At 66.5% G+C, this 23958-nt stretch carries 24 protein-coding genes; 8 read left to right on the plus strand and 16 right to left on the minus strand.

Annotation, left to right across the window (positions count from 1 at the left end):
- Nucleotide 1: 1 nt before the first annotated feature.
- The 5 genes from A5688_RS08935 to A5688_RS08955 all read right to left on the minus strand — a co-directional run bounded on the left by A5688_RS08935 (nucleotide 2) and on the right by A5688_RS08955 (nucleotide 3972).
- A complete protein-coding gene (locus A5688_RS08935) occupies nucleotides 2–1459 on the minus strand; it encodes an aldehyde dehydrogenase family protein (protein ID WP_067911258.1) in 1458 nt (485 codons plus the stop codon).
- 90 nt (nucleotides 1460–1549) lie between these two features.
- Entirely contained in the window at nucleotides 1550–2317 is a 768-nt protein-coding gene (locus A5688_RS08940) for a class I SAM-dependent methyltransferase (RefSeq protein WP_067911254.1), read from the minus strand.
- Nucleotides 2318–2369: 52 nt separating this feature from the next.
- A complete protein-coding gene (locus A5688_RS08945) occupies nucleotides 2370–3053 on the minus strand; it encodes a GAP family protein (RefSeq protein ID WP_067831620.1) in 684 nt (227 codons plus the stop codon).
- Between the two features lie 208 nt (nucleotides 3054–3261).
- On the minus strand, nucleotides 3262–3468 hold the full coding sequence (locus A5688_RS08950; RefSeq protein WP_067831618.1) for a hypothetical protein: 207 nt from the start codon (nucleotides 3466–3468) through the stop codon (nucleotides 3262–3264).
- Between the two features lie 93 nt (nucleotides 3469–3561).
- Complete coding sequence (locus A5688_RS08955) at nucleotides 3562–3972, minus strand: DUF732 domain-containing protein (protein WP_067911251.1); 411 nt, start codon at nucleotides 3970–3972, stop codon at nucleotides 3562–3564.
- A 132-nt stretch (nucleotides 3973–4104) separates the two neighbouring features.
- Here A5688_RS08955 and A5688_RS08960 point away from each other — a divergent pair, with 132 nt between their 5' ends.
- Together A5688_RS08960 and A5688_RS08965 are read left to right on the plus strand one after the other, a co-directional pair.
- On the plus strand, nucleotides 4105–4686 hold the full coding sequence (locus A5688_RS08960) for a lipocalin-like domain-containing protein (RefSeq protein ID WP_242660296.1): 582 nt from the start codon (nucleotides 4105–4107) through the stop codon (nucleotides 4684–4686).
- Nucleotides 4687–4769: 83 nt separating this feature from the next.
- Nucleotides 4770–5531 (plus strand): SDR family oxidoreductase, encoded by a 762-nt coding sequence (locus A5688_RS08965; protein ID WP_067831612.1) that lies wholly within the window; start codon nucleotides 4770–4772, stop codon nucleotides 5529–5531.
- Nucleotides 5532–5593: 62 nt separating this feature from the next.
- Here A5688_RS08965 and A5688_RS08970 read toward each other — a convergent pair whose 3' ends face one another.
- A complete protein-coding gene (locus A5688_RS08970; protein ID WP_067831610.1) occupies nucleotides 5594–6247 on the minus strand; it encodes a heme oxygenase (biliverdin-producing) in 654 nt (217 codons plus the stop codon).
- Between the two features lie 238 nt (nucleotides 6248–6485).
- Here A5688_RS08970 and A5688_RS08975 point away from each other — a divergent pair, with 238 nt between their 5' ends.
- The gene (locus tag A5688_RS08975) at nucleotides 6486–8768 is read left to right on the plus strand and encodes a SpoIIE family protein phosphatase (protein WP_067911244.1); all 2283 of its coding nucleotides are present in this window, start codon (nucleotides 6486–6488) and stop codon (nucleotides 8766–8768) included.
- A gap of 76 nt (nucleotides 8769–8844) precedes the next feature.
- Complete coding sequence (locus A5688_RS08980) at nucleotides 8845–9321, plus strand: limonene-1,2-epoxide hydrolase family protein (protein ID WP_242660295.1); 477 nt, start codon at nucleotides 8845–8847, stop codon at nucleotides 9319–9321.
- Between the two features lie 30 nt (nucleotides 9322–9351).
- Here the strand turns inward: A5688_RS08980 and A5688_RS08985 are convergent, their stop codons facing one another.
- From A5688_RS08985 to A5688_RS09000, 4 genes are all read right to left on the minus strand, one after another.
- Nucleotides 9352–9894, minus strand: a complete 543-nt coding sequence (locus A5688_RS08985) for an FKBP-type peptidyl-prolyl cis-trans isomerase (RefSeq protein ID WP_242660297.1) — start codon at nucleotides 9892–9894, stop codon at nucleotides 9352–9354.
- A gap of 66 nt (nucleotides 9895–9960) precedes the next feature.
- Nucleotides 9961–10305, minus strand: a complete 345-nt coding sequence (locus A5688_RS08990; RefSeq protein ID WP_207546627.1) for a DUF732 domain-containing protein — start codon at nucleotides 10303–10305, stop codon at nucleotides 9961–9963.
- A 125-nt stretch (nucleotides 10306–10430) separates the two neighbouring features.
- Entirely contained in the window at nucleotides 10431–11609 is a 1179-nt protein-coding gene (locus A5688_RS08995) for a serine hydrolase domain-containing protein (RefSeq protein WP_067831598.1), read from the minus strand.
- On the minus strand, nucleotides 11606–13066 hold the full coding sequence (locus tag A5688_RS09000) for a biotin carboxylase (protein WP_067831721.1): 1461 nt from the start codon (nucleotides 13064–13066) through the stop codon (nucleotides 11606–11608). The genes A5688_RS08995 and A5688_RS09000 overlap by 4 nt, the downstream gene beginning before the upstream one ends.
- A gap of 394 nt (nucleotides 13067–13460) precedes the next feature.
- Between A5688_RS09000 and A5688_RS09005 the strand changes: the two genes are divergently transcribed.
- The gene (locus A5688_RS09005) at nucleotides 13461–14315 is read left to right on the plus strand and encodes a transglutaminase-like domain-containing protein (protein WP_067831596.1); all 855 of its coding nucleotides are present in this window, start codon (nucleotides 13461–13463) and stop codon (nucleotides 14313–14315) included.
- A gap of 8 nt (nucleotides 14316–14323) precedes the next feature.
- On the opposite strand, the gene A5688_RS09010 is transcribed toward A5688_RS09005, so the two are convergent.
- Nucleotides 14324–14800, minus strand: a complete 477-nt coding sequence (locus tag A5688_RS09010) for an ATPase (protein WP_067911241.1) — start codon at nucleotides 14798–14800, stop codon at nucleotides 14324–14326.
- Nucleotides 14797–15504, minus strand: coding sequence for a DUF899 domain-containing protein (locus tag A5688_RS09015; protein ID WP_067831592.1), 708 nt, complete (start codon nucleotides 15502–15504; stop codon nucleotides 14797–14799). Before A5688_RS09015 ends, A5688_RS09010 begins: the two co-directional genes overlap by 4 nt.
- A 163-nt stretch (nucleotides 15505–15667) precedes the next feature.
- Here A5688_RS09015 and A5688_RS09020 point away from each other — a divergent pair, with 163 nt between their 5' ends.
- Nucleotides 15668–15988: a hypothetical protein gene (locus tag A5688_RS09020; RefSeq protein WP_067911238.1), complete on the plus strand. Its 321-nt coding sequence runs from the start codon at nucleotides 15668–15670 to the stop codon at nucleotides 15986–15988.
- Nucleotides 15989–16066: 78 nt separating this feature from the next.
- On the opposite strand, the gene A5688_RS09025 is transcribed toward A5688_RS09020, so the two are convergent.
- The 3 genes from A5688_RS09025 to A5688_RS09035 are packed head-to-tail and all read right to left on the minus strand — an operon-like array spanning nucleotide 16067 to nucleotide 21640.
- Complete coding sequence (locus A5688_RS09025) at nucleotides 16067–19429, minus strand: ATP-binding protein (RefSeq protein ID WP_068268130.1); 3363 nt, start codon at nucleotides 19427–19429, stop codon at nucleotides 16067–16069.
- Nucleotides 19422–20141: a DUF4194 domain-containing protein gene (locus A5688_RS09030; RefSeq protein WP_067911232.1), complete on the minus strand. Its 720-nt coding sequence runs from the start codon at nucleotides 20139–20141 to the stop codon at nucleotides 19422–19424. Before A5688_RS09030 ends, A5688_RS09025 begins: the two co-directional genes overlap by 8 nt.
- Entirely contained in the window at nucleotides 20138–21640 is a 1503-nt protein-coding gene (locus tag A5688_RS09035; protein WP_067911230.1) for a DUF3375 domain-containing protein, read from the minus strand. The genes A5688_RS09030 and A5688_RS09035 overlap by 4 nt, the downstream gene beginning before the upstream one ends.
- Before the next feature lie 217 nt (nucleotides 21641–21857).
- Between A5688_RS09035 and A5688_RS26800 the strand changes: the two genes are divergently transcribed.
- A complete protein-coding gene (locus tag A5688_RS26800; RefSeq protein WP_082951130.1) occupies nucleotides 21858–22115 on the plus strand; it encodes a hypothetical protein in 258 nt (85 codons plus the stop codon).
- Here A5688_RS26800 and A5688_RS09040 read toward each other — a convergent pair.
- The gene (locus A5688_RS09040) at nucleotides 22103–22552 is read right to left on the minus strand and encodes a hypothetical protein (RefSeq protein WP_067911228.1); all 450 of its coding nucleotides are present in this window, start codon (nucleotides 22550–22552) and stop codon (nucleotides 22103–22105) included. The two genes, A5688_RS26800 and A5688_RS09040, sit on opposite strands and share 13 nt — an antisense overlap.
- A 380-nt stretch (nucleotides 22553–22932) precedes the next feature.
- Between A5688_RS09040 and A5688_RS09045 the strand changes: the two genes are divergently transcribed.
- The coding region (locus A5688_RS09045) for a methyltransferase (RefSeq protein WP_431768073.1) at nucleotides 22933–23958 on the plus strand (1026 nt) is incomplete at its 3' end.

Here is a 23958-nt window from a genome sequence, read left to right on the forward strand (position 1 = left end):
GCTACATCTGCGCCCAGACGACCTTGGTCTGTAGGTAGGTCTCGATGCCGGCCTTGCCGGACTCGTGGCCCCAGCCGGACTGCTTGTAGCCGCCGAACGGCATCGAGTGGTCGTAAGGAAAGGCGCAGTTGAGCCCGACGGTTCCGGCCTTGAGCCGCTTGGCCAGCCGATGGGAGCGGCCGAGGTCCTTGGTCCACACCGTGGCGGCCAGACCGTAGGTGCTGTTGTTGGCCAACGCGACGGCCTCGTCCTCGTCGTCGAACGGCAGGATCGTGACGACCGGCCCGAAGATCTCCTCCTGGAACAGCCGGCTGGTTTCGGGATCAACGTTGGTGACGACCGTCGGGTGCACGAAGTAGCCCTTGCGATCGAGCCGGTACCCGCCGGTGACGATCTCCGCGCCGTCGGACTTGCCCTGCTCCAGGTAACCCAGCACGCGATCGAGCTGCTTCTGGCTGATCAGCGGGCCGCTCATGGTGCCCTCTTCTTTGGGGCCGCCCATTTTCATAGCGTTGGCCACCATCGCCATGCCCTCGACGACCTGGTCGTAGACGCCGCGCTGCACCAGGATGCGCGAACCGCAGACGCAGGCCTGCCCGGAGTGGACGAACGTGCCGAACGCCGACATCGGGATCGCCTTCTTCAGTTTGGCGTCGTCGAAGATCAGCACCGGTGACTTGCCGCCGAGTTCCAGGGTCACCTTGTTCAGGTTGCTGTCGGCCGAGGCGTGCACGATTGCGCGGCCGACTTCCGTCGAGCCGGTGAAGGCGACCTTCTCCACGTCGGGATGCGCGGTGAGGGCCGCGCCGACCGTGTGCCCGTAACCGTTGACCAGGTTCGCCACCCCGTCGGGCACCCCGGCCTCGGCCAGCAACCGCATCAGGACCAGGGCCGAAAGTGGTGTCTCCTCAGCGGGTTTGACGACGCTGTTACAGCCGGCCGCCAACGCCGGCGCGAGCTTGGCGCAGAAGTTGAACACCGGGCCGTTCCACGGGAAGATCAGCCCAACCACGTCGTAGGGCTCACGCACCGTGTAGGTGTGCATGTGCGAGTCGACGCCGGTCAGGCCGCCGGTGTTCACATCGCGCGCAATGCCGTCGATCTTGGTGCACCAGCCGGCGTAGTAGCGGAACCACTCGGCGCCGATCTTCACCTGCATCTCCGCTTGAGCGGGATACATTCCGGCGTTGAGCATTTCGAGCTCGGCGAGCAGCCCGGCGTTCTCGTCGATCAGGTCGGCGACGCGCCACAGGATCTTGGCGCGCTCGTAGTCGGGCTTTCCGGACCAGATCCCGGACTCGGCGCTGGCTTTCGCGCGCGCCACCGCCTCATTGACGGCTTCGGTTCCGCAGTCGGTGAACGAGCTGATCTGTTCCTCGGTGGAGGGATCGAAGATCGGGATCACGTCGCCGGTTCCGGGGCGGGCGCGGACCTCGTCCAATACCGATTGCACCGACATGCTTCTCCTCCTGACGTGAATGCGGCAGAAGTTACGCGCTTAACCCCACGCTGTCTACGAGATCCAACAAATGGGACCGAGCCGAACGGCCTAGCGGCCGCGGGCGATGCGGTCGGCGCGCCAGCACCGAGACTGCATGGGGACGTCGATCGCCTCGGCGCCGGAGAAGCGGTCGGCCAAGACGGCGCGGGCGTTGGCGAGTCGCTGGGCGCGGTCGTCCGGCGAGGTGATGATCACCCGGCTGTAGGTGGCGAGCATCGCGACCACATCGTCGATCGTCATCCTCCGCACGAATGCGAACGTCTCGCGGGAGACGTTGTGGAAGATCTGCGGATCCGGGAGCACGACGTTCTCGTGGCGCCGGCGGAAACGGTCGGGCGCATCCAACTCGGTCGTGTCGTCGCCGGGCAGGACGTCGAGGTCGCGCACCCAGTCCACATCGCGATCTCGACTGGTCCAGATCAGCCCGAACCGTCCACCGTCGCGCAACACCCGGCCGATCTCCGGAACGGCACGTGCGGGGTCCATCCAGTGCCACGCCGACGAGACGAACACCGCGTCCGCGGAATGCTCGGGCAGCGGAATCGCCTCACCGGTGCCCTCCACGGCGCGAACCCCGGGGGATCGCTCGGCCAGCACCGCGCGCATCCGCGCGTCGGGCTCGACGGCGACGACCTGCGCCGCTCGCCCGACGAGCGTGCGGGTGAACAGGCCGGTGCCCGCACCGACGTCGACGGCCACCGCGCAGTCGGATGGGAGCAACCAGTCCACCGCCTGCCGCGGCGGGTGCGGCCGCAGCGCGTCGTAGTCCTCGGCGATCGAGCCGAAGGACATCGCGCGTTCTTGACGATCGGTCACACGCGACAAGGTAATGCAGCTCGCTGTGCACGGCATGAGAAGTTGTGGCGCCTCACCACAGCGCGCTGTGATTGACGAAGGCATCGGCGATGAGCCCGGTTCCGAAGACCAGGAACAACAGCCGCACCGACATCGGGCCGTAGCGGGTGAGGGTGCGCACGATACCGCGCTGAATGCGCTTGGCTCGCATGGTTTTTCTCATCGAGAGAGTGAGGATCAGCAACGGCGGCGAGAGGGCGATCGCCCAGTAGACGATGATCACCACCGGCCAGAGCGGCGGTCGCGGATGCAGGGCGGCGAGCATCGCCAGGCCGGTGAGGTACGGCACGGCGGTCGGAGCTTGGCCACTGCCCACCGCCAGCCCCAGGAATCCGAGCAGCCACGGCCGCTGCCGCATCGCCGCCAGCGCCCAGCCCGGTGCCGACGACTGCGCGGTCAGCGGGAAGAAGGCCAAACCGACCAGCACGGCCCCTAGCAGCAGTTCGCCCCGGAAGCGAATGGCCGGTGTGAGGTGGAAGTCGAGTACCTCGGTGATGAAGCCGATGCCCAGCACGGTGCACACGCCGAACGTGGTGGTCACCGCGAACACGCCCGCGACGTAACTCAGGGCGCCGGGGACCGGCGACCGACGACCGAGCCGGCTGTCGAAAATGACGGCCGAGACCACCCCGACGTTGAGCACATTGAGCGAGTCGAGAAACGCCAGTCCGGCAAGCGCCAGTGCCAGAGCCGCCACGCGCCTGTACCGGGCCTAGCGCGCGGATCCGGCGGCCACCCGCAACGGGCGGCGCACTGAGATCAAAGCGGCGATCATGGTGCATGACAATACGAGTCAGGCACGCGCGTGTCTGGTCGAGGGATCTGGTGTCCCGTGGCGCCCCATCCCATCGGGCCGCCGGAACGGCGCGGATGTCGCCGGATCCGGCGAGGAGGCGGCCTTCCGGCTACTGGTGGCCGGCTTGCAGCTCGGACAGAGCGTGCCGCAGACCCTGGTCCAGCTGCTCGGAACTCGGCGCGGGAGTGCCGGCCCCCCGAGCCGGTGGCTGGCAGCTGCAGGTCGTCGTGGTCGAGGGGTCCGCCGTCGCCGGAGCGGCCGCGCTCATGGCGGCCGCAACGGCGATGACCCCGCCGATCAGTACCTTCGTGATCATTGAGCCGCTCCTCGATGCGTTACCGAAATAATAGGCTTAGGCAGGTACCAAGTGGCTGCGGAATTTGACCCGCGCCGCCGGCCCAGCAAGCGCCTAGGCCGCTGGCCCCGCGCCCTGATTCATGATCACCGGGATCATCTCCGGGGCGTAGGTGTAAATCGCGGCCGCGACCTCCCACTCGGCTTGCTCAGCGCTCAACGGTGTTCCGGCAATGACCGTCCGGACCAGGGAACGGGCAGTGCCCAACGGATCGGGTGACGCTCGCACCTGATCGGCGAACCACCGTCCCTCGGCGCTCACGTGGCAATCGGTGTAACCGGCCGCATGCACGATGTTCTTTTCGGCCAGCAAGGTGACGTAACGGTCGTCGTCGGCGGTCGTGGTGCAGTCGGCAGACGCCTGCGGTGCCGGCAGCACGACATGGCTCAGCAGGGCGGTCAGGACGACGCAGATGGCCCACACCGGCGAGGCTCGTCTCATCCGGCGCGCACGGTTGACTGCCATTCCTGGGCCTCCCTCGTTGGGAAACCTGCTGCTTACCCAGGCCAGCCAAACCGCGAACGCCGCACCGATCTAGTGCCGAAAGTCATTGCTCTGGCGGAGGATCGCGCGCCCCGCGGTGTTTACCCGGGGGCCATGGTGCCGACACCGGCGCGGCGCGGCATTATCGAGGCGTCGACGGCGCACAGGTGTCTCGATGCCGCGGTTGAGGTTACGCGGCGACTGCACATCACACAGGGGCCGCCGGCAATGACCGCACTCAGCAAGGAAGACCTACGCGAATATCTCATCGGGGCTTGGACGTTGGAATGCTACGAAAGCTCCGATGTGGATGGCTCAAACGTGCGCTACCCGCTGGGTTCGGACGCCCGCGGAATCATCATGTATACCGCCGACGGATACATGTCCGCCCAGATCATGCGTGCCGGCCGGGCATCGTTTGCCTCTGGCGATCTTCAGGTCGCCGACAACGACGAACTGGCCGCGGCGGCCAGGGGGTATATGGCCTACACGGGCCCGTACAGCGTCCACGACAACGGCACGATCGCCCACCACGTCGACGTCAGTCTGCTGCCGAACTGGATCGGCGGAACACAATACCGCGCAGCCCAAGTCGGCGATGACCGTTTGCAGCTCGGCCCCGTCGAGCCCGTGCTCATCAAAGGCAAACTCCGAAGGGGGCGCCTGACCTGGCAACGAGTGACGCCGGCCAAATAGCCTAGCCCGCAACGGGACTCATCAGTTTCGGGATACCGGTGGAGTAGCTCACCGAAACCGCCCGCAAACCTCAGGAGAACTGAATGGGATTGCTTGACCACAAGACCGCTGTCATCACCGGCGCAAACTCGGGCATCGGGCTGGCCACGGCACAGCGGTTTCTCGCCGAAGGTGCCGACCGGGTGTTCATCACGGGTCGTCGTCAGACCGAACTCGACTATGCGGCAAGGAGTTTGGGCCCGCGCGCTATTGCCGTGCGCGGCGACGTCGGAACGCCGGGCGACCTGGACCGGCTCTACACCGAGGTCGCGGCCGCCGGCAACGGCCTCGACGTCGTGATGGCCAACGCCGGATCGACCCGGGTGGCGCGGCTGGGGGAGATCGCCGAGGACGACCTCGACGCGCTGCTGACCACCAACGTCAAGGGGGTCGTCTACACAGTGCAAAAAGCGCTGCCGCTGCTCAACGACGGCGCCTCCATCATTCTGACGGGATCCACGACCGCCGACCGCGGCCGCGCCGGGCTGAGCATCTACGCCGCCACCAAGGCCGCCGTCCGATCGCTGGCCCGCGCCTGGGCCAACGAGCTCGCCGGCCGCAACATCCGGGTCAACGTCGTCGTCGCCGGATCCACGGCCACCCCCGGCAGCGACACATTGGCCGCCCAGACCGATCCCGGGGCATCAATCGAAGAGTTCCGCGCCGGCCGCATCGCCACGATCCCGCTGGGCCGCTTCGCCGATCCCACCGAGATCGCCAATGCCGCAGTGTTTTTGGCCAGCGATTTGTCCAGCTTCACCACCGGATCCACGGTGACCGCCGACGGCGGCTTCAACCAAGTCTGAGGAGCCCCAGACTCACCCGCAGCGGCAACGGGTGCGATCGGCCGGGCTCGCCCAGGCGTGATTCACCGCCGCTGATCCGCGATGCTGTCGGCGAGTTCATCGAAGATGGCCTGGTTCAGGCCGAAGGCATATTTCACCTCACCGACGATGCGGTCGATTTCGCCGGCGTCGGGGCGTAGAGCGTCGAGGCGAGCCCGATAGGCGTCCTTATACGGTTTGGGCCGCACCGAGAATTCGTAAAATGCGAGGCCGGCGCCGTGCAGATCGAACGCGCGATCCAGGATTTTCCCGATGCCCCGGCCACCGGAGAGATCTCCGAGATAGCGCGTGTAGTGGTGGGCCACCAGCGCACCACCCCACGTGAGTGCGCCGAGTCGCTCTGCGTAGGCCGCGGCCGCGGGGGAGTCGACCTCGCGCGCGGCACCGCGGGGCAGCCAGTGTTCGAGGTCGGCGTCGATAGCCGTCAGGCGCTCCAGCGCCGGGTCGTACACGGCGGCGACCATGGAATCGTCACGGCGGGCCCGCACGGCATCCTCCAGCGCGGCGTACACCACGCGCAGGCGGAGCAGATAGTCGGAATAGCCCGCCGCGCCGATCCGGCCGGCGAGCAACTCGGACATGAATGGGCTCTGCTCCGCGGCGTCGTGTTCGGCCGCCGAGCCCTCCTTCATCGCCACCGACAGACGGCGGCTTGTCGGGACGGCGATCGAGCACATTAGCTGCTCAGATTACATTGGTGCTTGCAACAGGGGCGGTGACTGCGGCCTATGCAACGGAGCCGTAGCCGGAGTACCGCAGCCGGAGGGGAAAAATTCTTGAGCGCGTTGGAAAATCAGAGGCAGCCGAATCTGCCTGAACATGCGAACCGCGGCTGACCTGGTCCAGAATGCCGACATACATTGATAGCTTGGAGATCTGGCTGCTACCCCTCACTCCTCCGACAAAGCCCCTCGCGTGACCAGCGACGGGCGGCGCCTCCCGCCATCGGCACCCCCGGATCCGGTCGACAATCTCGTACCGACCGGCACTCCGATCGACCTGGACAACTGTGCGCGTGAGCCGATCCACATTCCCGGCAGCATCCAGCCGCGCGGTGTGCTCGCGGTCGTGCACGAGCCCGCGTTCCAGGTGCGTCAGGTCAGCGCCAACGTCGCCGACCTGCTCGGTCGTCCCGTCGAGGCTGTGCTGGGCGAGCACCTGTCGGCACTGATCGGTTCCGAACAAGCCGCCCGCATCGAGCGAGCGGCGGCGAGCTTCGGCCGGCTGCGCCAAAACAACCCGCTCGAGTTCACCATCGAGGTCGCCGGGGAGCCGCGGGCCTTCGATGCGATCCTGCACCGTGAGCCGGGCGGTGTGCTGTTGGTGGAGCTCGAGATCGCCTACGGCGAGCGGCCGTTCTCCTTTCCGAACACCTACCAGTCGGTCCGCGGCGCGGTGGAGGAGCTGAACCGCGCCTCCACGCTGACCGAGCTGTACGCCACCGCCGCGCGCGCCGTCCGCGATCTGACCGGGTTCGACCGGGTGATGGTGTATCGCTACGACGAGGAATACAACGGCGAAGTCGTCGCCGAGTCCAAGCGCGACGACCTCAACTCCTTCCTCGGCCTGCACTACCCGTCGACCGACATCCCGGCGCAGGCGCGCGCACTGTACGAGAAGAACTGGATTCGGCTGATCTCCGACGTCGACTACACGCCCGCGCCGCTGATGCCGGGCATCGACCCGGCGAGCAACACGCCACTGGACCTCACGTATGCCACGTTGCGCAGCGTTTCGCCGATTCACATCGAATACCTGCAGAACATGGGTGTGCACGCATCGATGTCGATCTCGCTGCTTCGCCAGGGGCGGCTCTGGGGGCTGATCGCCTGCCACCACTACGCCGGTCCGCACCTGCCGCCGTTCGGCACGCGGGCGGCGGCGGAGTTCCTCGGCTCGACCCTGTCGCTGCGACTCGTCGACCGCTTCGAGGACGAGCAACTCCACAAGCGGCTGGCCGCGCAGGCCATCCTCGCCAAGCTCACCGCCGCCGCGCTGGATGACAGCGAGCCGCTGTCGGAGTCGCTGCTCGGCGCGCCCGACCTGATCGACCTGGTGCCCGCCGACGGCGTGATCGTCAACATCGGGGGTGACCTCCGCATGCGTGGCTCGGTTCCACCGCCGGAAATCGTCTCCGCCGTCGCCGCCTGGGCGCGTGACGCGGACGACGAGATCGCCTCCAGCGAATGCCTGTCTCGCGCGCTGCCCGAACTCGATCTCGATCCGCAGGTGGCCGCCGGCGCGTTGGTGCTCAATCTGCCCGACGGCCAGTACGCCATCTGGTTCCGGCGGGAGGTGCTGCGCTCGGTGGACTGGGGCGGCGACCCGTACAACAAGGCGATCGCGGTCAACGAGGACGATCAGCTTCGGCTCAGCCCGCGCAAATCCTTCGACCGGTGGCGCGAGATCGTTCACCAGCGCAGTGAACCGTGGTCGCTGAGCGAGACCGAATCCGCCGAATCGTTGCGGCGTCAGTTGGTCGAATCGTTGTATCGCCGCACCCGGGGAGCGTTGCGAGTGGCCGAGACGCTGCAGCGCAGCCTGCTGCCCGAATCGATCCCGACGTTCGACAGCTGGCACCTGTCCGCGCATTACGAACCGGCGGCGGGCGACAACGTCGGGGGTGACTGGTACGACGCGTTCGAGCTCCGCGACGGCCGGTTGATCGTGCTGATCGGCGACGTCGCCGGGCATGGCATCGCCGCGGCCGGCACCATGGCGGCGTTGCGCAACGCCCTGCGCGCCCAGTTGTTCGCCGGCGCCGCACCCGCCGAGGCGCTGGAACAGCTCAACGAATTCTGCCTGCACATGCTGCGCGGCGCGTTCGCCACGGTCATCGCCGCGCGGGTCGATCTCGGCTCGGGTCAGGTGGAGGCCGCGTCCGCGGGCCACTTGATGCCGTACGTGACGAACTCCTTGGCGAGGGCGGTCCCGGCGCCGATCAAGCTCTCGCCGCCGATCGGCGTCAAAGGTGTGACGTACGCGCCCAGCGCATTCACCGTCGACCCCGGACACGGCCTGGTGTTGTTCTCCGACGGTCTCGTGGAACGCCGCGGCGAATCGATCGACGACGGGCTCGACCTGTTGGCCGAGACCCTCGGCCGGGCGGGCGACATGGCGGCGTCCCAGATCTGGACGGCGATGGCCGCCGGCCACACCGACGACGACGTCACCATCATCACGCTGCTTCGTCCCTGAACGTGCATTAAGCGCTTCGTGCAACGGCGCCTATTCCAGGGTCAGCCATCTACAGTTCGACGAATAGCGAACTGCAATGACCCCTGAAGGACCCCTGAAGGACAACGAGATGGCGAAAAGCGTTGCGACCAAAAACGACAACGAAAAGATCGTGGTCGATTTCATACATGCCGCTTACGGCCAGAGCATGGATGTCGACGCCATGACCGCGCTCATGGCCGATGACTTCGTCTGGCAACTCCACGTGCCGCTGTCACCGGTCGTTCGGGGACGCGACGCGGCGCGCGCGGAACTCGAGAAGCACAACACGCTGTCGACCGGCATGATCGAGGGGAGCGAAATCCGCACGATCGTGTCCGACACCGACACCGTCATCGTCGAGCGGGTCGACGTGAACGCCATGAACGGCGTCGCCGTCACATTCCATGTCACGGCGCTCTTCGAGGTTCGCGACGGTGCGATCACCCATTGGCGAGAATATTGGGACACCACTGACGTCGCCCGACAACTAGGTATCGATCCCGCGCTCATGTTCGCGCCGTTGGCCGATTGACCTACGCCGCAAGGGATTTGGCGGGTCGACTTAGCCCGCGGCGCTGAGGATCTTGATCGCGAAGACGAGCGAATCGCCTGGCTGAATTCCAGCGCTGGGCTGGCCTTCGGGGTAGCCGTCCGCGGGGACCATCGCGACGGCGACCGTGGACCCGACCTTTTGCCCTGCGATGGCCTTCTGAAAGCCCGGCACCACTCCGGTAAGGGGGAAGTCCACCGGGGCGCCGCGCTGGTAGCTGCTGTCGAAGACGGACCCGTCACGTCCGTTGACGCCCATGTAGCAGACGGAGACCCTGGCGGTGTTCGAGACCACCGGCCCATCCCCGGCGTGCAGCGTATGCACCTGGGTCTGGCTCACGCTGAACGGTGCGGTCACTTTCACAAGCGGCGCGGTGGTATCCGTGGATCCGGTGACCGCGACGCTGCCGGTGGTACCGCTCAGCGTCCAGTCAGGCGTCGCACCGTTCTGCGGTGCTGCGGTCGGGCATGATCCGGCCGCGGTGGCCGTGCCCGCGCCGGCGAACGTCATGACGGTTGCCGCGACAGCGGCCGCGAGCGCGGCGCAGGGATACATCCTGGAAAAGTTCACGGCCGTCACGCTACAGCCACTTATCGCCCCTCTACCGGGAGCCCTGCCTGTCTAGGTGCAAAGGCTCGGGGCGTCGCACACATTGCCGGGGCAGTAGATCGAGTGTGCGGCGTTGACCAGACTCCCGACGTCCAGCAACGTCACGCCCTTCGTGTCCAGGCGGGCGTGCAGGTCGTCGGCGATCTGTTGGGGCGTCCAACCCCAAGTGAGGTCGTAACACACGTCGTGCGCCTCGGCGATGAGTGCCTCGTCCGTCTTCGGCGGCCACGTGAGGCCGACGGCACGCAGTTGCGCGAGGTATGCGTCATCTTGGGGGGTGGCCGCGGCAATGCCGGCGCTACCGAAGAGTGCAGCGGCAACCATGATGGGGACGGCCAGCCTTCGAGGTGAGAACATTCGGTTCCCTTCCAATCTTGGCGGGGCCGTCAAAGGCCGCCAAAAGCGCACCGCTGCACAGCAAGACACACAGCAGAATAGCCAAAGTCTGCCGAAACGGCTCGCCGAAATTCGCGGAATGCCGGTTAGCCGGTGATCCCGGCCAGTTGGTATGCCACCGCATCGAAGGCGCGCAACGTGTCCAACATGTGCGGCTCGTGGGAGTGCGGCTGGGTGGACAACTTGGCGGCGACCAGCTCCGCGGTGCGGTTGACGTAGATCATCTGGCCGCACATGCCCAGGCACAGCACCACGTTGTTCCCCGGATACGGGAACCACATCTGGTTGCGGTACATCCCGCCGGGCAAATCGGTGTCGTGGTCGGGGCTGGCGGCGAACGCCTGCCGCGAGTCGGGGCCACCGTCGAGGGTGTCGGCGATCCACGCCGCCGGCAGCACCTGCCGGTCGGTCAGCGACACGCCCTCGCGCAAGAACAGCGACCCGAACCGGATCATGTCGCGCAGGCAGGCGCTGATCCCGCCGTCGAAAAAACCGGTGCCGGCGGGATCGACGCCGATGGTGGCGTCGCATTGGGCGCCGATGCGGCTCCACAGCAATTCCGACATCAGTTCGGTCATCCGCCCGCCGCCGGCGACCTCGCAGATCCAGCCGAGCACGTCGGTTTCACACGAACGGTATTCGAAGGGACCGCCGTGCGCCGACTTCTGCCGCAGGGTCAGCAGGAAATCGCGGACCGTGGCAGGCCCGTCCGGATTGCTTTTCGGCGCCCAGCCCATCGACTGGTCGAGGAGGTGGATCTCGGCGGTCGGGTCGTCGTAATCCTCCGAGAAGGCGATACCCGACCTCATATCCAGCAGGTGACGCACCGTCGCGCCAGCGTAGCCGCAATTCACAAGGGCGGGAACGTATCTCGTAGCGGGCGCGTCAAGCTCGATCGCGCCGGAGCCGTGTAGCGCGGCCACGACGGCCGCCACGAGCGACTTGCTCACCGAGAACATCAGGTGCCGGGTCTGGGCCGCCATGCCGTTGAAGTACTCCTCGGCCACCATCGCACCGCGGTGGGCGACGGCCCACCCGTCGGTGGCGGTCGCGGCCATCACCGAGCCGACCGTGGTGGCCGTCCCGTTGGTGTTGGTCACCGGGATCTCGGCGATGGAGGCACCGGCCGCGGGCAGGGCCGCGACGGGCCCGGCCCCGCGCGAGATCACCGCCGTCGGAACCATGTCTTCGACATGCTGGAAGGACCACTGCGCATAGGGCGGCGCCAGCCAGTTGCCCAGGGAGATACCGGCCGGGGGGCTCACGCGCGTGCGACGAGCCGCGAGACGATCGGCGCGGCGGGCGTCAGGGGCGTCGAGGTGAACTTCGCCTTCATCCCCTTGACCCACCGCTGGCAGCGCTCGCTCAGCTGATACTCGTCCGTCTGCAGGTGTCCACGGGTGACGAGCACGCCGAGTTGGGCGCCCTCAGAACGTAAGTCGCCGGGCGCCGCGACCCGCATGTAAAAGGCCTCGGAGCCGTCGAGCAGCGTGGCCCAGTCGTTGGCGGTCCGCGAAAAGGAGACCCGACCGTCGTCGTCGATACGCCATACCCCGGTGCGTGGCGTCGCGGTGAATATCTCGATTTCCGGCGACGTCTCCGTGATGATCACCTGGCCCCAGACCTCGTCTTCGCCATAGCCCCGCTCCCAGCGCGAGTTGATCTCCTCGATGTCGAGTTCGTACTCCACGCCCATGTACTCGAGCAGGTGAAACAGGAACAGCGGCATGTCGGCGTAGGCCTCGGTGGTCAAATTCGTCATCGGGCTGGCGCCGCTCAGGCGCGGATTCACCTCACCGAGGTAGAGCTCGTTGGAGTCGAGGTCATGCAGAAGGTCCACCTCGAAGTAGCCGAGGTAACCCTCGCGGCGCATGACGTCGCCCAGCTTTGCCACCATTTCCCGCGCGGCATGGGTCTGGGCGGGCGGCAGCACCTCGCGCCAAATGTCATTGCCACACCAGCTGCCCCGGCTCGGAGTCAGCTCCGAATAACCAACGAGACTGGTCATCGCGGGTCCGACCACAGTGCCGTGGCGGGTCACGGCACCCTCGAGGCACACCTCCACATTGCGGATCCGCTTCATAACCTTGAAGTCCTGCCCCACCAGGTCGCCGGCGTACTTGTCCCAGTCGCCTTGACCGTGCACAAAGAACGTCCCGCTGCCGGCGTTGCCATAAGCGATCGAGATGACGAGGTCATCTCCCAATCCGGCGCTCTGCGCGAGCGCCAGGAGTTCCTCGTACGAACCGGCCCGCCCGATCGTGTTGGGCACGCTCGGCACTCCCGCCTCGTTGGCCAGGCGCGTCATGACGATCTTGGAGCCCAGGCGCTCGCGCAGCTCGGTCGGCGGGTGCATGACCTCGAGACCCGCCTGCCGCGCGAGGGCCTGAATTTCCGCGTTCATCATCACAAAGCAACACTTGCCACCCGGACCTCGGCCCGCGATGAACTCGAGCGTCTCGGGATCGGACAGCAGGTGGCTGCACACCTCGTCCATGGAGTCAAAATCACGGCGGTCGCGTCGGCGAGGCACGAACACGCGCGAGTGTGTGCCCTCGAAGGAGTCAAAGTACGTCAGGTAGAAGAAGTTTCGTATCCAGCGGTCAACGCCTAGCAGGTTGAACGGGGTCGGAGAGATGAAGAACAGCGGCACCTTGTTGGTGTGAAAGAACGCGCGTATGTCCGAAAGGCCGTTGAGTACGCGGCGCGGCTCGGATCCCATCACGCCGTCCGCGGTGGCGTCGAAGCCCGCGACCGGCGCGCGGGTTGCGGAGCGGCCGGCGGCGGTGCGGTCAGCGCAACGGCGATGTAATGACATACCTGCATTCGACAAGTGTGCGCCGTGTCGGTGGCGGTGTCGACGAATGGAGTGCCGGAATGCCGGTGGCTTCGGGGGCCCCAGGCAGCAGACGCGTTGAGAGACAGCCGAAACCACGCCAAACTCGTACCGGTTAACCCGATATTTTCGTCGAATCGCGGGTGATCGCGGGATATGGGTGCCGCCGCCACCGCCGCGACGCGGCGGGACTCTGCGACTAAGCTGTTGGAAAAGTGCGCACACGAAGGCCCTGCCAAGCAGCGAGCGGGATCTGGCTGAGCAGAGAGGGCCGCACCGTATGCCTGCATGGAAACGTCGCACCGCCGAAACCGATTCGAGTTCGACGATCACCGTCCGTAGAGTCGGCGCCGATATCGAAGTCGAAGTCACCGAACCGACGACATTGGATTTTCAGATCGCGGTCAGCCGTCAACCAGGCATCACCGTCGACGAGTCATTGGCAATCGAATTGAACGGCAAGCCAATTGAACCGCGCGAAGTCCTCGGTGAGCATTCAACGCGGATTCATGTTGTGCGGGCGGGCAGGGGAACCGTCACCGCGTCGTACTCGGCGACGGTCGCTGGCCAAGCCGACGCGCCGCCGGTCAGTGATGTCGACCTGAGTGTCTATCTGCGCCCGAGCCGGTATGCGGAGTCCGACAAGTTCCTCGGCTTTGCCACGACCGAATTTCAGCAGTACGGCTGCTCGGTCACGCTTCTCGAAAGAGTCTCGTCATGGGTCGGCACGCGACTGAAGTATGTCCCGGGGTCCAGCGATCCGATCGACGGCGCCACCGACACACTCCTTGCCGGCGCCGGTGTGTGTCGCGATTATGCGCATCTCGTCATCGCCATGTTGCGCGCGCTCGATGTGCCCGCCCGCTTGGTGGCGGTGTACGCACCGGGTTGCCAGCCAATGGATTTCCACGCCGTGGCCGAGGCATTCGTCGACGGCGCATGGCGGGTCGTCGACGCCACGTGCCTGGCGCCACGGCAGTCGATGGTGCGGATTGCCACCGGTCGAGACGCCGCTGACACCGCATTCCTGGACAACCACAAGGGCGCCATCACATTGCAGAATATGACGGTCACCGCGGTGGCCGACGGTGAACTACCCAGGGATTCGGTCGAACAACTCGTCAGCCTGCGGTAGCCCGATCTTCAGCTCTCGACTGAGCGTTCTAGAGCGGCCAGCGACGCGTCGAGGTAATCCTCGCCGAAGACGGGCATCTCGCCAACGCGCTCCCGGAAAGACTGCGGTGTCCCGCTCCAGTCGTACGTGAGGGCGACGTCGGTGCGATCACCGTTCGGGGCTAGGTCGTAGCGCCAGAACCAACCGCCCGGAGAGTGGTTGCCCGCGTCGTCGATCACCCCCGGCATCCAGCCGATGGCGCGGTCCACTTCGAACACATTGACCCGGTTGTGCGTGACGTAGTCGCCGCCCGCTTGGGTCAGGTACATGTTCATCGCGAACATCTGGCCCGCTCCGGTGATCGGCGCGGTGTCCACGGCGTCGCGGACCCAGTCGGTCGGCTCGGTGTTGTGGTGACGGGACGGGTCGCAGAGGACCGCGAAAATCGCGGCCGGTGCGGCGGCGATGGTGCGGGTGACGACGTACCGTTCGGCGTTGGCGCTCATGCGTGGTCCTCTCTTGTCGTGGATCCGTACGCGGCGGCGATGGCGGGGGAGTCGAGCCACCCCGAGTATGTGGGTCGCGAGGGCCACCCTTCGGGCGAATCGAGCCATTCCTCTTGGCGACCCCACGGCAGGATGTCGATCAGCCCGAACGAGTGACTGAGTTGCTCGGTGCCTCGCCCGTTCGTATGCCACGTCCGGTACACGGTGTCGCCGTCGCGCAGGAAAACGTTGAGTCCGAAACCGCCACCGGGCGGCGCGTCCATGTCGGTGCCGAACGGGCTCTGCGATGACGAATACCAGTCCATCCGGTTGCCGACCTTGCGCTTGTAGGCGAGTGCCTCCTCGATCGGTCCGTTGGTCACGATGACGAACCGGGCGTCGTAGTTGTCGAGGAAGTCCAGCCGGGTGAATTGCGAGGTAAACCCCGTGCACCCGGCGCACTGCCACTCGGCGCCGTCCGACCACATGTGGTGGTAGACGATCAGCTGCGACCGGCCGTCGAACACGTCGGCCAGGCGGACGGGCCCCTCGGCGCCGATCAGGGTGTAGTCGGTCAATTCGACCATCGGAAGACGTCGCCGCTGCGCGGCGATCGCATCCAATTCGCGGGTGGCGGCCTTCTCCCGGGTGCGCAGCTCGTCGAGGGCCGCGCGCCAGGTTTGGTGATCGACGACCGGCGGCAAGGCCGTGCTTTCGCGGGACATGGCTCCACCTTTGCGCTCGATTTGTTGATTCGAAAGGTCTGACTCGTGGCCCACCCGAAATTCATCGGCACATGGACCCGATTTCTACTCGATCGCAAAAAACGCCCTTGACCTCGACGCCCGGGGCTGGGTTCGATATTGGATAACCGATGGGAGGTCCACAATGAGGACGTTCATTCGCCAATTCGTAGTCATCGTCATGTTGGCGTTCGCGTCGATGGCCGCCGTGACGGTCATGACGCCGGCAGTGAGCAAGGCCGATTGCGCGGACGGCGAGTGGTGGGATCCGACGGGCAAGGTCTGCCGCCCCCTCGGAGTCGGGCCGCAGCCCTTGGCGTGCGACCCGGGCCAGTGGTGGGACCCGACGGCCAACGTGTGCCGACCCCTGGGTGTCGGGCCGCAACCGCTCGCTTGCGACAACGGCTGGTGGTGGGATCCAGGCGCCAACGAATGCCGTCCGCCGGTGGCACCTCCAGCCGGCTGATACGTACGCTTGCTGCGGCTGCCGTTTAAGTCGGGCCCGCTCAGCGGCGGCCCGGTTTCCTGCAATTGCGTTGGTGCGTCACACCCCGGCCGGGACCAGCGCCGCCGTCGTCCGCATCTCGTGGCGCAGCGCGGTGAAATCCGTAATCGTCTTCGTGGCCACGGTCGCCACCGGGCGGGCGTTGCGGCCGGTGGCTTCACGCTTGGACACCATCACCACGCTGTCGATGTAGGGCTGGATGGTGGTGGCGTTTTGCACGGTGGCCACGATGACGAGCTGGAACCCGAACTTGCGGAAGGCCTGCAAAGCCTGCTGGGCGAACTGCGGATCGGACTTGGAGAACGCCTCGTCGAGCATCAGCTGGGCGAAAACCGGTTTGTTGTCGGCACTTTCCGGGCTAGCAAGGTTGAAGCTCAACGCGCCGGCCAGGCAGAAGGCCATCAGCTTCTCCTGCTCGCCGCCGGAGTTGTCGCCCGAGTTGCTGTGCGTGCGGATCAGTTCGTCGCTGGCGACGTCCCATTCGGCGCAGTCGAAGGTGAACCGGTTGCGGACGTCGAGGGCGTCGCGGGTCCAGGCCCTGTCTTCCGGTGCGGTCGACGCCAATCGGTTGCGCAGGCGCAAGATGTCGGCGTACTGGTCCAAGATGGCCTGCTTGTCGCCGAGGCCCACTTCGGCGATGCGCCGCGAGATCGCGCGCACGATCTCGGTGAGTTCGGCGACCGCGGTCAGGCTGCGCGAGGTGGCGCGCAGCGTCAGCCGGGTGCCGCGGTTGAACTCCACCGCACCCAGCCCGGTGTTGACCCGTTCGATCTGCTCACTGATACGCCGGGCCTCCTGCTCGGCGACCCGGTGCAGGGTCAGGATGGCGTCGGGCGCCTGCTCGGTGACCAGTCGCAGCATCCGCTCGTAGGCCTCGGGCAGTTCGCGCTCGTCGATGTGGCGGCACAGCGCGACGTAATCGTGCACCCGCTCGTCGAACACGTCGCTGTCGTTGGGGATCGCATCGGGGAACGCGGTGTCGAACGTGTTGAGGATCCGCGCGAGCTCATCGTATGAGCGCCTGCGGCTTTCGCGCAGTTGCTCGCGTTCGCGGCGGATCGCGGTGAAGACCGCATCGCGGTGCGGTTCGGGATTGAGCATGTCCAGCGACACCGGCACGTCGGCGGCGTAGCGATTCAACAACTCGGTCAGCGGCTCGGACACGAACGCCGGGGCGAGCCGTTCCTGCAGCTCGAGCAGCCGGGTGCGGCGACCGTCGAGATCGTCGCGTCGGGTCTGGATGGCGCCGCGACGGGTCATCAGGGCCTGGATCTGCTCCCAGCACTCCTCGGCGCGGGCGGTGAGCGCCTCGATATCGGGGTTCTCGGCCAGCAGCAGCTCGAACTGCTCGCGCAACCGGTCGGCGTGCCCGTCGGCGGTCTCGGTGTCGACGTGGGTCCACTGCTCGAACTGATCGCAGATCGCCTTGAACGCCGCGGCCCGGTCCCGCCACTGCTGACGCTCGGCGGCGATGTCGTCGGCGACCGCGCGGGCCCGGCGAAACGCCTCTTCGGCGTTGGCCAAATCGACGGTCAGGGCGTCGATCTTGGCGGCCACGTCGCCCTGGTAGATGTAGTCGGCCTGCTTGAGGGGCCGGCGATCGTCCTTGATCGCCAGGCGCTCGGAGTCCTTGTACAGGCCGGTGTCGGTGACGGCCCGCCGGAACCGGGAAAACACATCCGGGGTGTCGACGCAGATGTGATCACCGGCGGCGGCGTGGACGTCGGCGGCCTCGGCGGCGCAGTCATGGGTCGGGTCGACCACGAACAGCTTGCCGGCCAACGTGTTCGGGCCGGCCTCGGTGACCTCGGCGCCGACGAACCTGGCGCGGACGTGATGCAGCTGCAGCCGCCCGCCCATGTTGGTCTCGTTGACGAACCGCAGCACCGCCGCATAGTGAGTGTCGGGCACGAGCAGCCGCAGACCCACGCCGCGCAGCACCTTCTCGACAGCGACGCGCCACCGGCTCTGCTCGGGCCGCAGATCCATCAGCTCGGCGATATAGGGCAGCTCACCGGGATCGATACCGACGGCGGCGCAGATGCGTTCGCGCATGGTGAGCGCGAACTCCGGAAGGGCCGAACCGACGCGCTCGACCCGTTTGAGTTCCTCGGCGGCGTCGTCGCGGGCGATGCGGGCGACCTTCTGGGCGTATTCGGCATCGGTGGAGGCTTCCCGGCCGCGATCCAGTTTGGCCAGCAGTTCGGTGGCGCGGGTGCTGAGTTCTTCGCGCAGGTTCCAGAATTCGTCGGCGGTGTCCGGGATGGCGAGACCGTGGGTGTTGAGCATGGATTCGTAGGCGGTGCGCCGGCGCGACACCTGCTCGGCATGCGCCTCGGCGCCGGCCACCTGCGACTGCAACGGACCGAGGCTGGTGCTGGATCCGCTGATCTGCGCGTTGAGCGAATCACCTTCGGCCTTGGCAAGATTCAGCTGGCGGGTGACGTCTTCGTATTCGTTGCCGAGTTGGTCGATGGTGGCGTCGAGCGATTCGATCTGCGCCGGGCACTGCGCGAGCCGGACGTGATCGGTGTACGCGCGAACCATCGGCTGGTCGACGAGATCGATGATGCCCAGGTCGGAGGACTCCGAGGCGTAGCGCTGCTGGATCTTTTCGATGTCGCCGAGGATCTTGCGTTTGCGTTGCGCGACGGCCAGCAGTTCACGGGCGTCGACTAGCGGGTCGATCTGCTTGAGCGCTTCGGGCAGCCGGGTCAGGCTAGCGGGTTCGTCGAGCATGAACTCCCGGACGAACTGCTCGAGCCCGCCAACACTTTTCAGCGATTTTGCTTTGCCGAGCAGCTGCTGCGCGGCATCGGACGCGCGGATGCCGATGGTGGCGTACAGCTGGGCGAGGTACTGCGATTCCACCTTGGTGGAGAACCGCCAGTCGTCTTTGAACACGGCGGCGTCGAAGCGGCCGGCGGCCCAGCGGTTGCAGACGCTCTCGATGTCGCGGTCGCCGTCGGCCAGCACGAACCGGCTCGAGGAGTCCGACCGGGATTCGCCGGTGAGCCACTTGAGTACCAGGCCGGTGACGGTGCGGCCGGTGTTGCTGGTGTAGGTGACGGCGATCGCCGACCAGGCGGTGCCGTCGCCACGCAGGTACATGACCTTGCTGGCGCCGGCCTCGCTGCGCTGGCCCCAGGCGCCGCGGACGTATTTGTCGACGGTCCGCCGGCCCGCGCTGGACCCGGCGGCGGTGTTGTCGCCGGAGGCGTTGAAGTTGCGGCGGTTGAACGGCAGGAAGCCGAGCGAAATAGCATCCAGCAGTGAGGATTTGCCGCTTCCGGAGGCGCCGGCGATCAGTGCGCCGCCTTCGCTGAATCCGATCGAGTGATACCCGTCGAAGACACCCCAGTTGATGACCTGCAGGCGTGACAGGTGGAACTGTTCAGTCATCCTCGAGTTCCTCCTCGTCGTGGCCCGGCTCCTCGGGAACCCCGCCGCCCAGCAGGATCTCGAACTGCCTCTGCAGCTCGGTGATCACCGAGGCCGTCATGACGGCGTTGATGACCGGGCTGACGGTGTAGCTGTCCTCGTCATCGCGGGTCTTGCGCAAGATCTCCAGAGACGCCAGCCGCGCGATGGCACCGTCGATGCGCGCTGTGAACGTGACGGCGTCGCGGTCGACGTCGTTGAGCACGCCGGAGAACAGCCCGTGCATCTCGTCGCGGCTGATCACGACGGCCTGATCACCCGAGGCACGCATCATCTGCGCCAGGTGCAGCGCCAGGATCGAGTCGTAGGTGCCCAGCGGTTCACGGCGCAAAAGCTTGACGCCCCGGGCGGATTCGTAGCGCGCCTGTTCGACGAACGCGACGTCAGCGCCCTCGACGATGCGCAGCAACAGATCCAGTTCGGACAGTCTGACGGACAACTGCGCGCGGTACTCCAGCACCCAGGTGTAGACGTCGCGGTCGGCTTCGGCGCTGATGTAGCGGCGCGTCAGCAGCTGCTGCAGCGCCCAGCAGGCACGGTCGGGCAGCTCGGACACGTCGCCGTCGAACCGGGGCCGGCGCTGGTGCGGCGCGCGGGCGGTTTGGTCGACCTGGGGGAGCGCGGAGAACCCGCTGTAGTCCGTGGGCTCTCTGGTGGCCTCGTCGACGGTCACGCGGTTGCTCCCAGCAGGGTGGAAACCGGTTCGGTGAACATCAGGTGCGGCACCTCCATCTCGCGGTCACGCCCGTCCAGGGACTGAAAGCGGACCGTGATCGACTCGGAAACCTGTGCGGCTTCCGGTTGTTTGAGCGCCCACGACCACAGCACGATGACGTGCCCAAGGTAGGGCGAGTCGAGCATGGCGACCGCGTCCGGCAGCGACAATGTCGACCCGGAGCGGATCGCGGTGTTGATCATCTCGGACATTGCGGGTGCGTCGACCTGGGTGGTGAGCGCCGCGAAACTGGTCAGATCGACCTCACCCTCGGCGAGGAGGGCGGGCTTCGGGTTGGACAAATCGCCGATCCGAAAGCTCAGTGCGCCAATGGAACTGAACGCGTGGCGGGCCAGGGGGAGTTCGATATCCAGCCGGGAGTCGGTCAGCGATGCCTTGAGCAGGTTGCGGGCGGCGCCGATCGCCTCGTTGAGCTGACGGGCCACGCCGCGGCTCTGCTCGAGGGTGCCGAACGCGGTGAACCGTTTGACGCGCTGCGCGCAGCGCTGTTGGATGCGTTCCACTTCGTCGATCTGGTGGCCGACCAATTCGAAGAAGCCGGCCATCACCTTGCGCAGGGCGGGGTCCAGCGCCGGGAGGGCTTCGGCGACCGCGGCGACGTCGGCTTCGAACTCCGAGCGTTGATCGGGGTCGTTGATCATGCGCAGGAAGGCGCGGTGTGAGTCGCGGCCCTGGGAGTCCCAGGCGGCCTCGTAGTCGGCGTACATGCGGCGCTGCCGGTCGCGGTATTCGACGTTGCTGTCGATCGGATCGTCGAGGGCCGCGGTGGCCCGTTCGATCATGGTCCCGTATTGACCGATGTCGGTGATCAGGCGTTCCATCTGGAGGGCGATGGCGTGGGCTTCGTCGTAGGCGTCGGTGAGGTCGACGTCTTGGCTGTGGTCATCTGAGCTGTCGCCTCGGGCCAGGGCGTCGAGTTCGGTTTGAAGCGCGGCGATTTCGGCCTCGATGTTGGCGCGCATGCGGTCGGGGTCGTTGCCGACCCGCAACGCGACCTGCTTGAGCCGGGACGCGATGCCGTTGATCGAGCCGCCGGTGGCGATGGTGTCCTGCCGGCGCATGCCCCGCAGGAAGTCGAGCGCCCGGCGCGCCTCCTGGGTCAGGTAACAGAGGTTGCGTTCAACGCCGGAGCGCTGGTCGGCGACCCGGTGCAGCCAGCCCTGGCTGGCCCAGGACTTGATCAGGGCGAGGCCTGACTGCTCGCCGGCCTGGTCGAGTTCGGCCAGGTCGCGCTCGAGTCGCACGACGAGGTCGGTCTCGGGCACCACGCCGCCGCTGAGCCGGCGCTCCATCAAGGTGGCATAGAGGTTCAGGTTCAGCGTGGCCAGGAGGCGGATCGTCGGCGAGCCCTGGAGGTCGCGATTCAACTCGAGCAGGTCGGCAGGCGACAGCGTTGTGTCGTCGTCCAGCACGCGCCCTCCGTCTCGTTCCGTCATGCCTCGGACGCTCCAAGATAGGGCACGGCGGCGACAATCACCGTTCGGCGGGCGGGGTGTCGGGGGATGGATTGCGTCGGTCCATCACAGTCGTCCCAGGCATCGCTCAAGCCTCAGTGGTCACGACCGGGGTTCGACGGCGACGGACGCCGCGGTGGGGTGCGGGTGCTACCAGGGCACACCCTTCTCCCTCCTTCGGGACGGCTAAAATTCGCTCATGACTGCGCTGCTGGTCGGCAAGGCGTTGTTGCTGGCGTTTCTTGTCGTGGCCGGCGGCGTCCTCATCGTGACTTACGTACGCCGGCGCCGCGCCGGCGTGCAGCCATGGAAAAACCCTTACGCCGCACCATATCTCGACATATATGGCGGCGGACTACCTCCGATACCGCCGCCGCCCTTGACGGCCTACGAGCGGTCCGCTGACGGCGACCCTCCCGGGCAGGGACCTGATGGCGTCGGGGGTCAGCCCCAGTAGGCGAACTTACAGGTGGGCCGCGGTTCGCTCTTGAGAGACACGACCTTGTCGCCATCCATGATGATCGTGCATGTCAGGGCGGTGTCTCCGCCGTCGGCGGCTACCTGCGACTCCAGTTCGTTGTAGACCGGGTACTGCTTTTCCCACGGCAGTGGCACATTCGACTCGGTCTGCTCCGGGCCTCCGTTGATGCGGTACCGAATCATCACGGGGGAGCTGCCGCCGCTGACCCTCATTACCGCGGTGCCGACCGGCTGGCCGGTTGGCGGCACCGACGTGGCCCCCGGTGGCGGCGACGTCGCGATCTGCGAAGTGATGCCCACACCGCTAGTGCTGTGTGCCGCATGTCCGGCGGTGCTCTTGGTGCACGCCGTCGCGGCAACGCCAGTCGCTACAACGCTGATGATCACCCCGGCGGCGCAACAAAACGAACGCATGCCCAAAGCCTACGATGAACGACACCGGATTCGGGCCTGGTCGGCGCAAGTCCTCGTCGACGTGCTCCACGCCAGCCGATGGTGAAACCGGTTGTCCCCTAATCTGAACGGCTGCAGAGCGGGGGATTCGACTCGATGCCGCGTTAACCCGCTGCGACCCCCAGGGGTGGGTCCACGGTGGCCGTGGAAATGCATCCGGTCGCTGTGACGGCGGTAAAAGCGAGCATCGCCGCGACGACGACCTTCGTGGCGAGACGTGACATGACGGCTCTCCCTTCATCGGGCCCCCTGTCCGGAACTGTAGACAAAGCCGCCGTTTATTTCAATAGATATTGAAATAAACGGCATTTGCGGGCATAGTTCGTACGCGGACAGAATGATTGGCCGCGCGGCAGCAGTGCCCGGGCGAACAAGTACGGTGCATCGTGGCGAAGATGAACGAGAAGGGGAGTCACTTGACGACGAAGGTTCCGCCGGTCCCGGTCGCGCGAGCCGTTGAACGGGTCCGCCACCACCTGTCGCGGCTGCGCCAACGCTCCGCGCCGCCCGCGGCGGCGATGATGGAATTGATCCTGAATGCTTGGGTCGCTCAAGCGATCACGTCGGCAGCGGACCTTGGTGTGGCGGACGTCCTGGCAGATGGCCCCCTGTCGGGGGACCAACTGGCAGAGCGGGTCGGCGCGGACGCCGACGCGCTGAGACGGCTCATGCGCGCGTTGATCGGCATCGGGATCTTCCACCAGCGCGGCGACGGGCGTTATGCACTTACGCCGCTTGCGGAAACACTGCGCACCGACGCGCCCGTGTCCATGGCCGGCATGGCGCGATGGGTCGGGTCGCCTCAGCATCGCGAGCACTGGAGCCAGCTGACGGACGCGATCCGGACCGGATATCCGGTGGTCCCAGAGCTTCGCGGCAAACCGGTCTTCGAGTACCTGGCTGACGAAGCGGAGCTAGGGGGAATTTTCAACTCCGCAATGACCAATGTGTCCGAGTTCGCGACCGTGCCCTTGACCGCCGCCTATGACTTCAGTGCGTTCGACACGATCGTGGACATCGGTGGCGGACACGGCAGGCTGCTGGCGGCAATCCTTGAGACGGCCCCGAATTCGCGCGGCGTGCTGTTCGATCTTCCGGAGGTCGTGGCGGGCGCCCCGGAGCTATTTCGCAAGTACGGTGTCGACGACCGCGTCCGGATCGAAGAGGGCTCGTTCTTCGACTACGCGCCGAAGGGCGGCGACGCGTATGTGCTCAAGAACGTCATCCACGACTGGCCCGAGGAAGACGCGGTCCGCATCCTGAAGAATGTCCGCACCGCGGCCCGCACCGGAGCGCGACTGTTGCTCTGCGAGTTCGTTATTCCCGTCCATCACCGCGACTTCCACGGCAAGTGGGTGGACATCGAG

It is taken from the genome of Mycobacterium mantenii (assembly GCF_001667865.1).
Lineage (GTDB): Bacteria > Actinomycetota > Actinomycetes > Mycobacteriales > Mycobacteriaceae > Mycobacterium > Mycobacterium mantenii_A.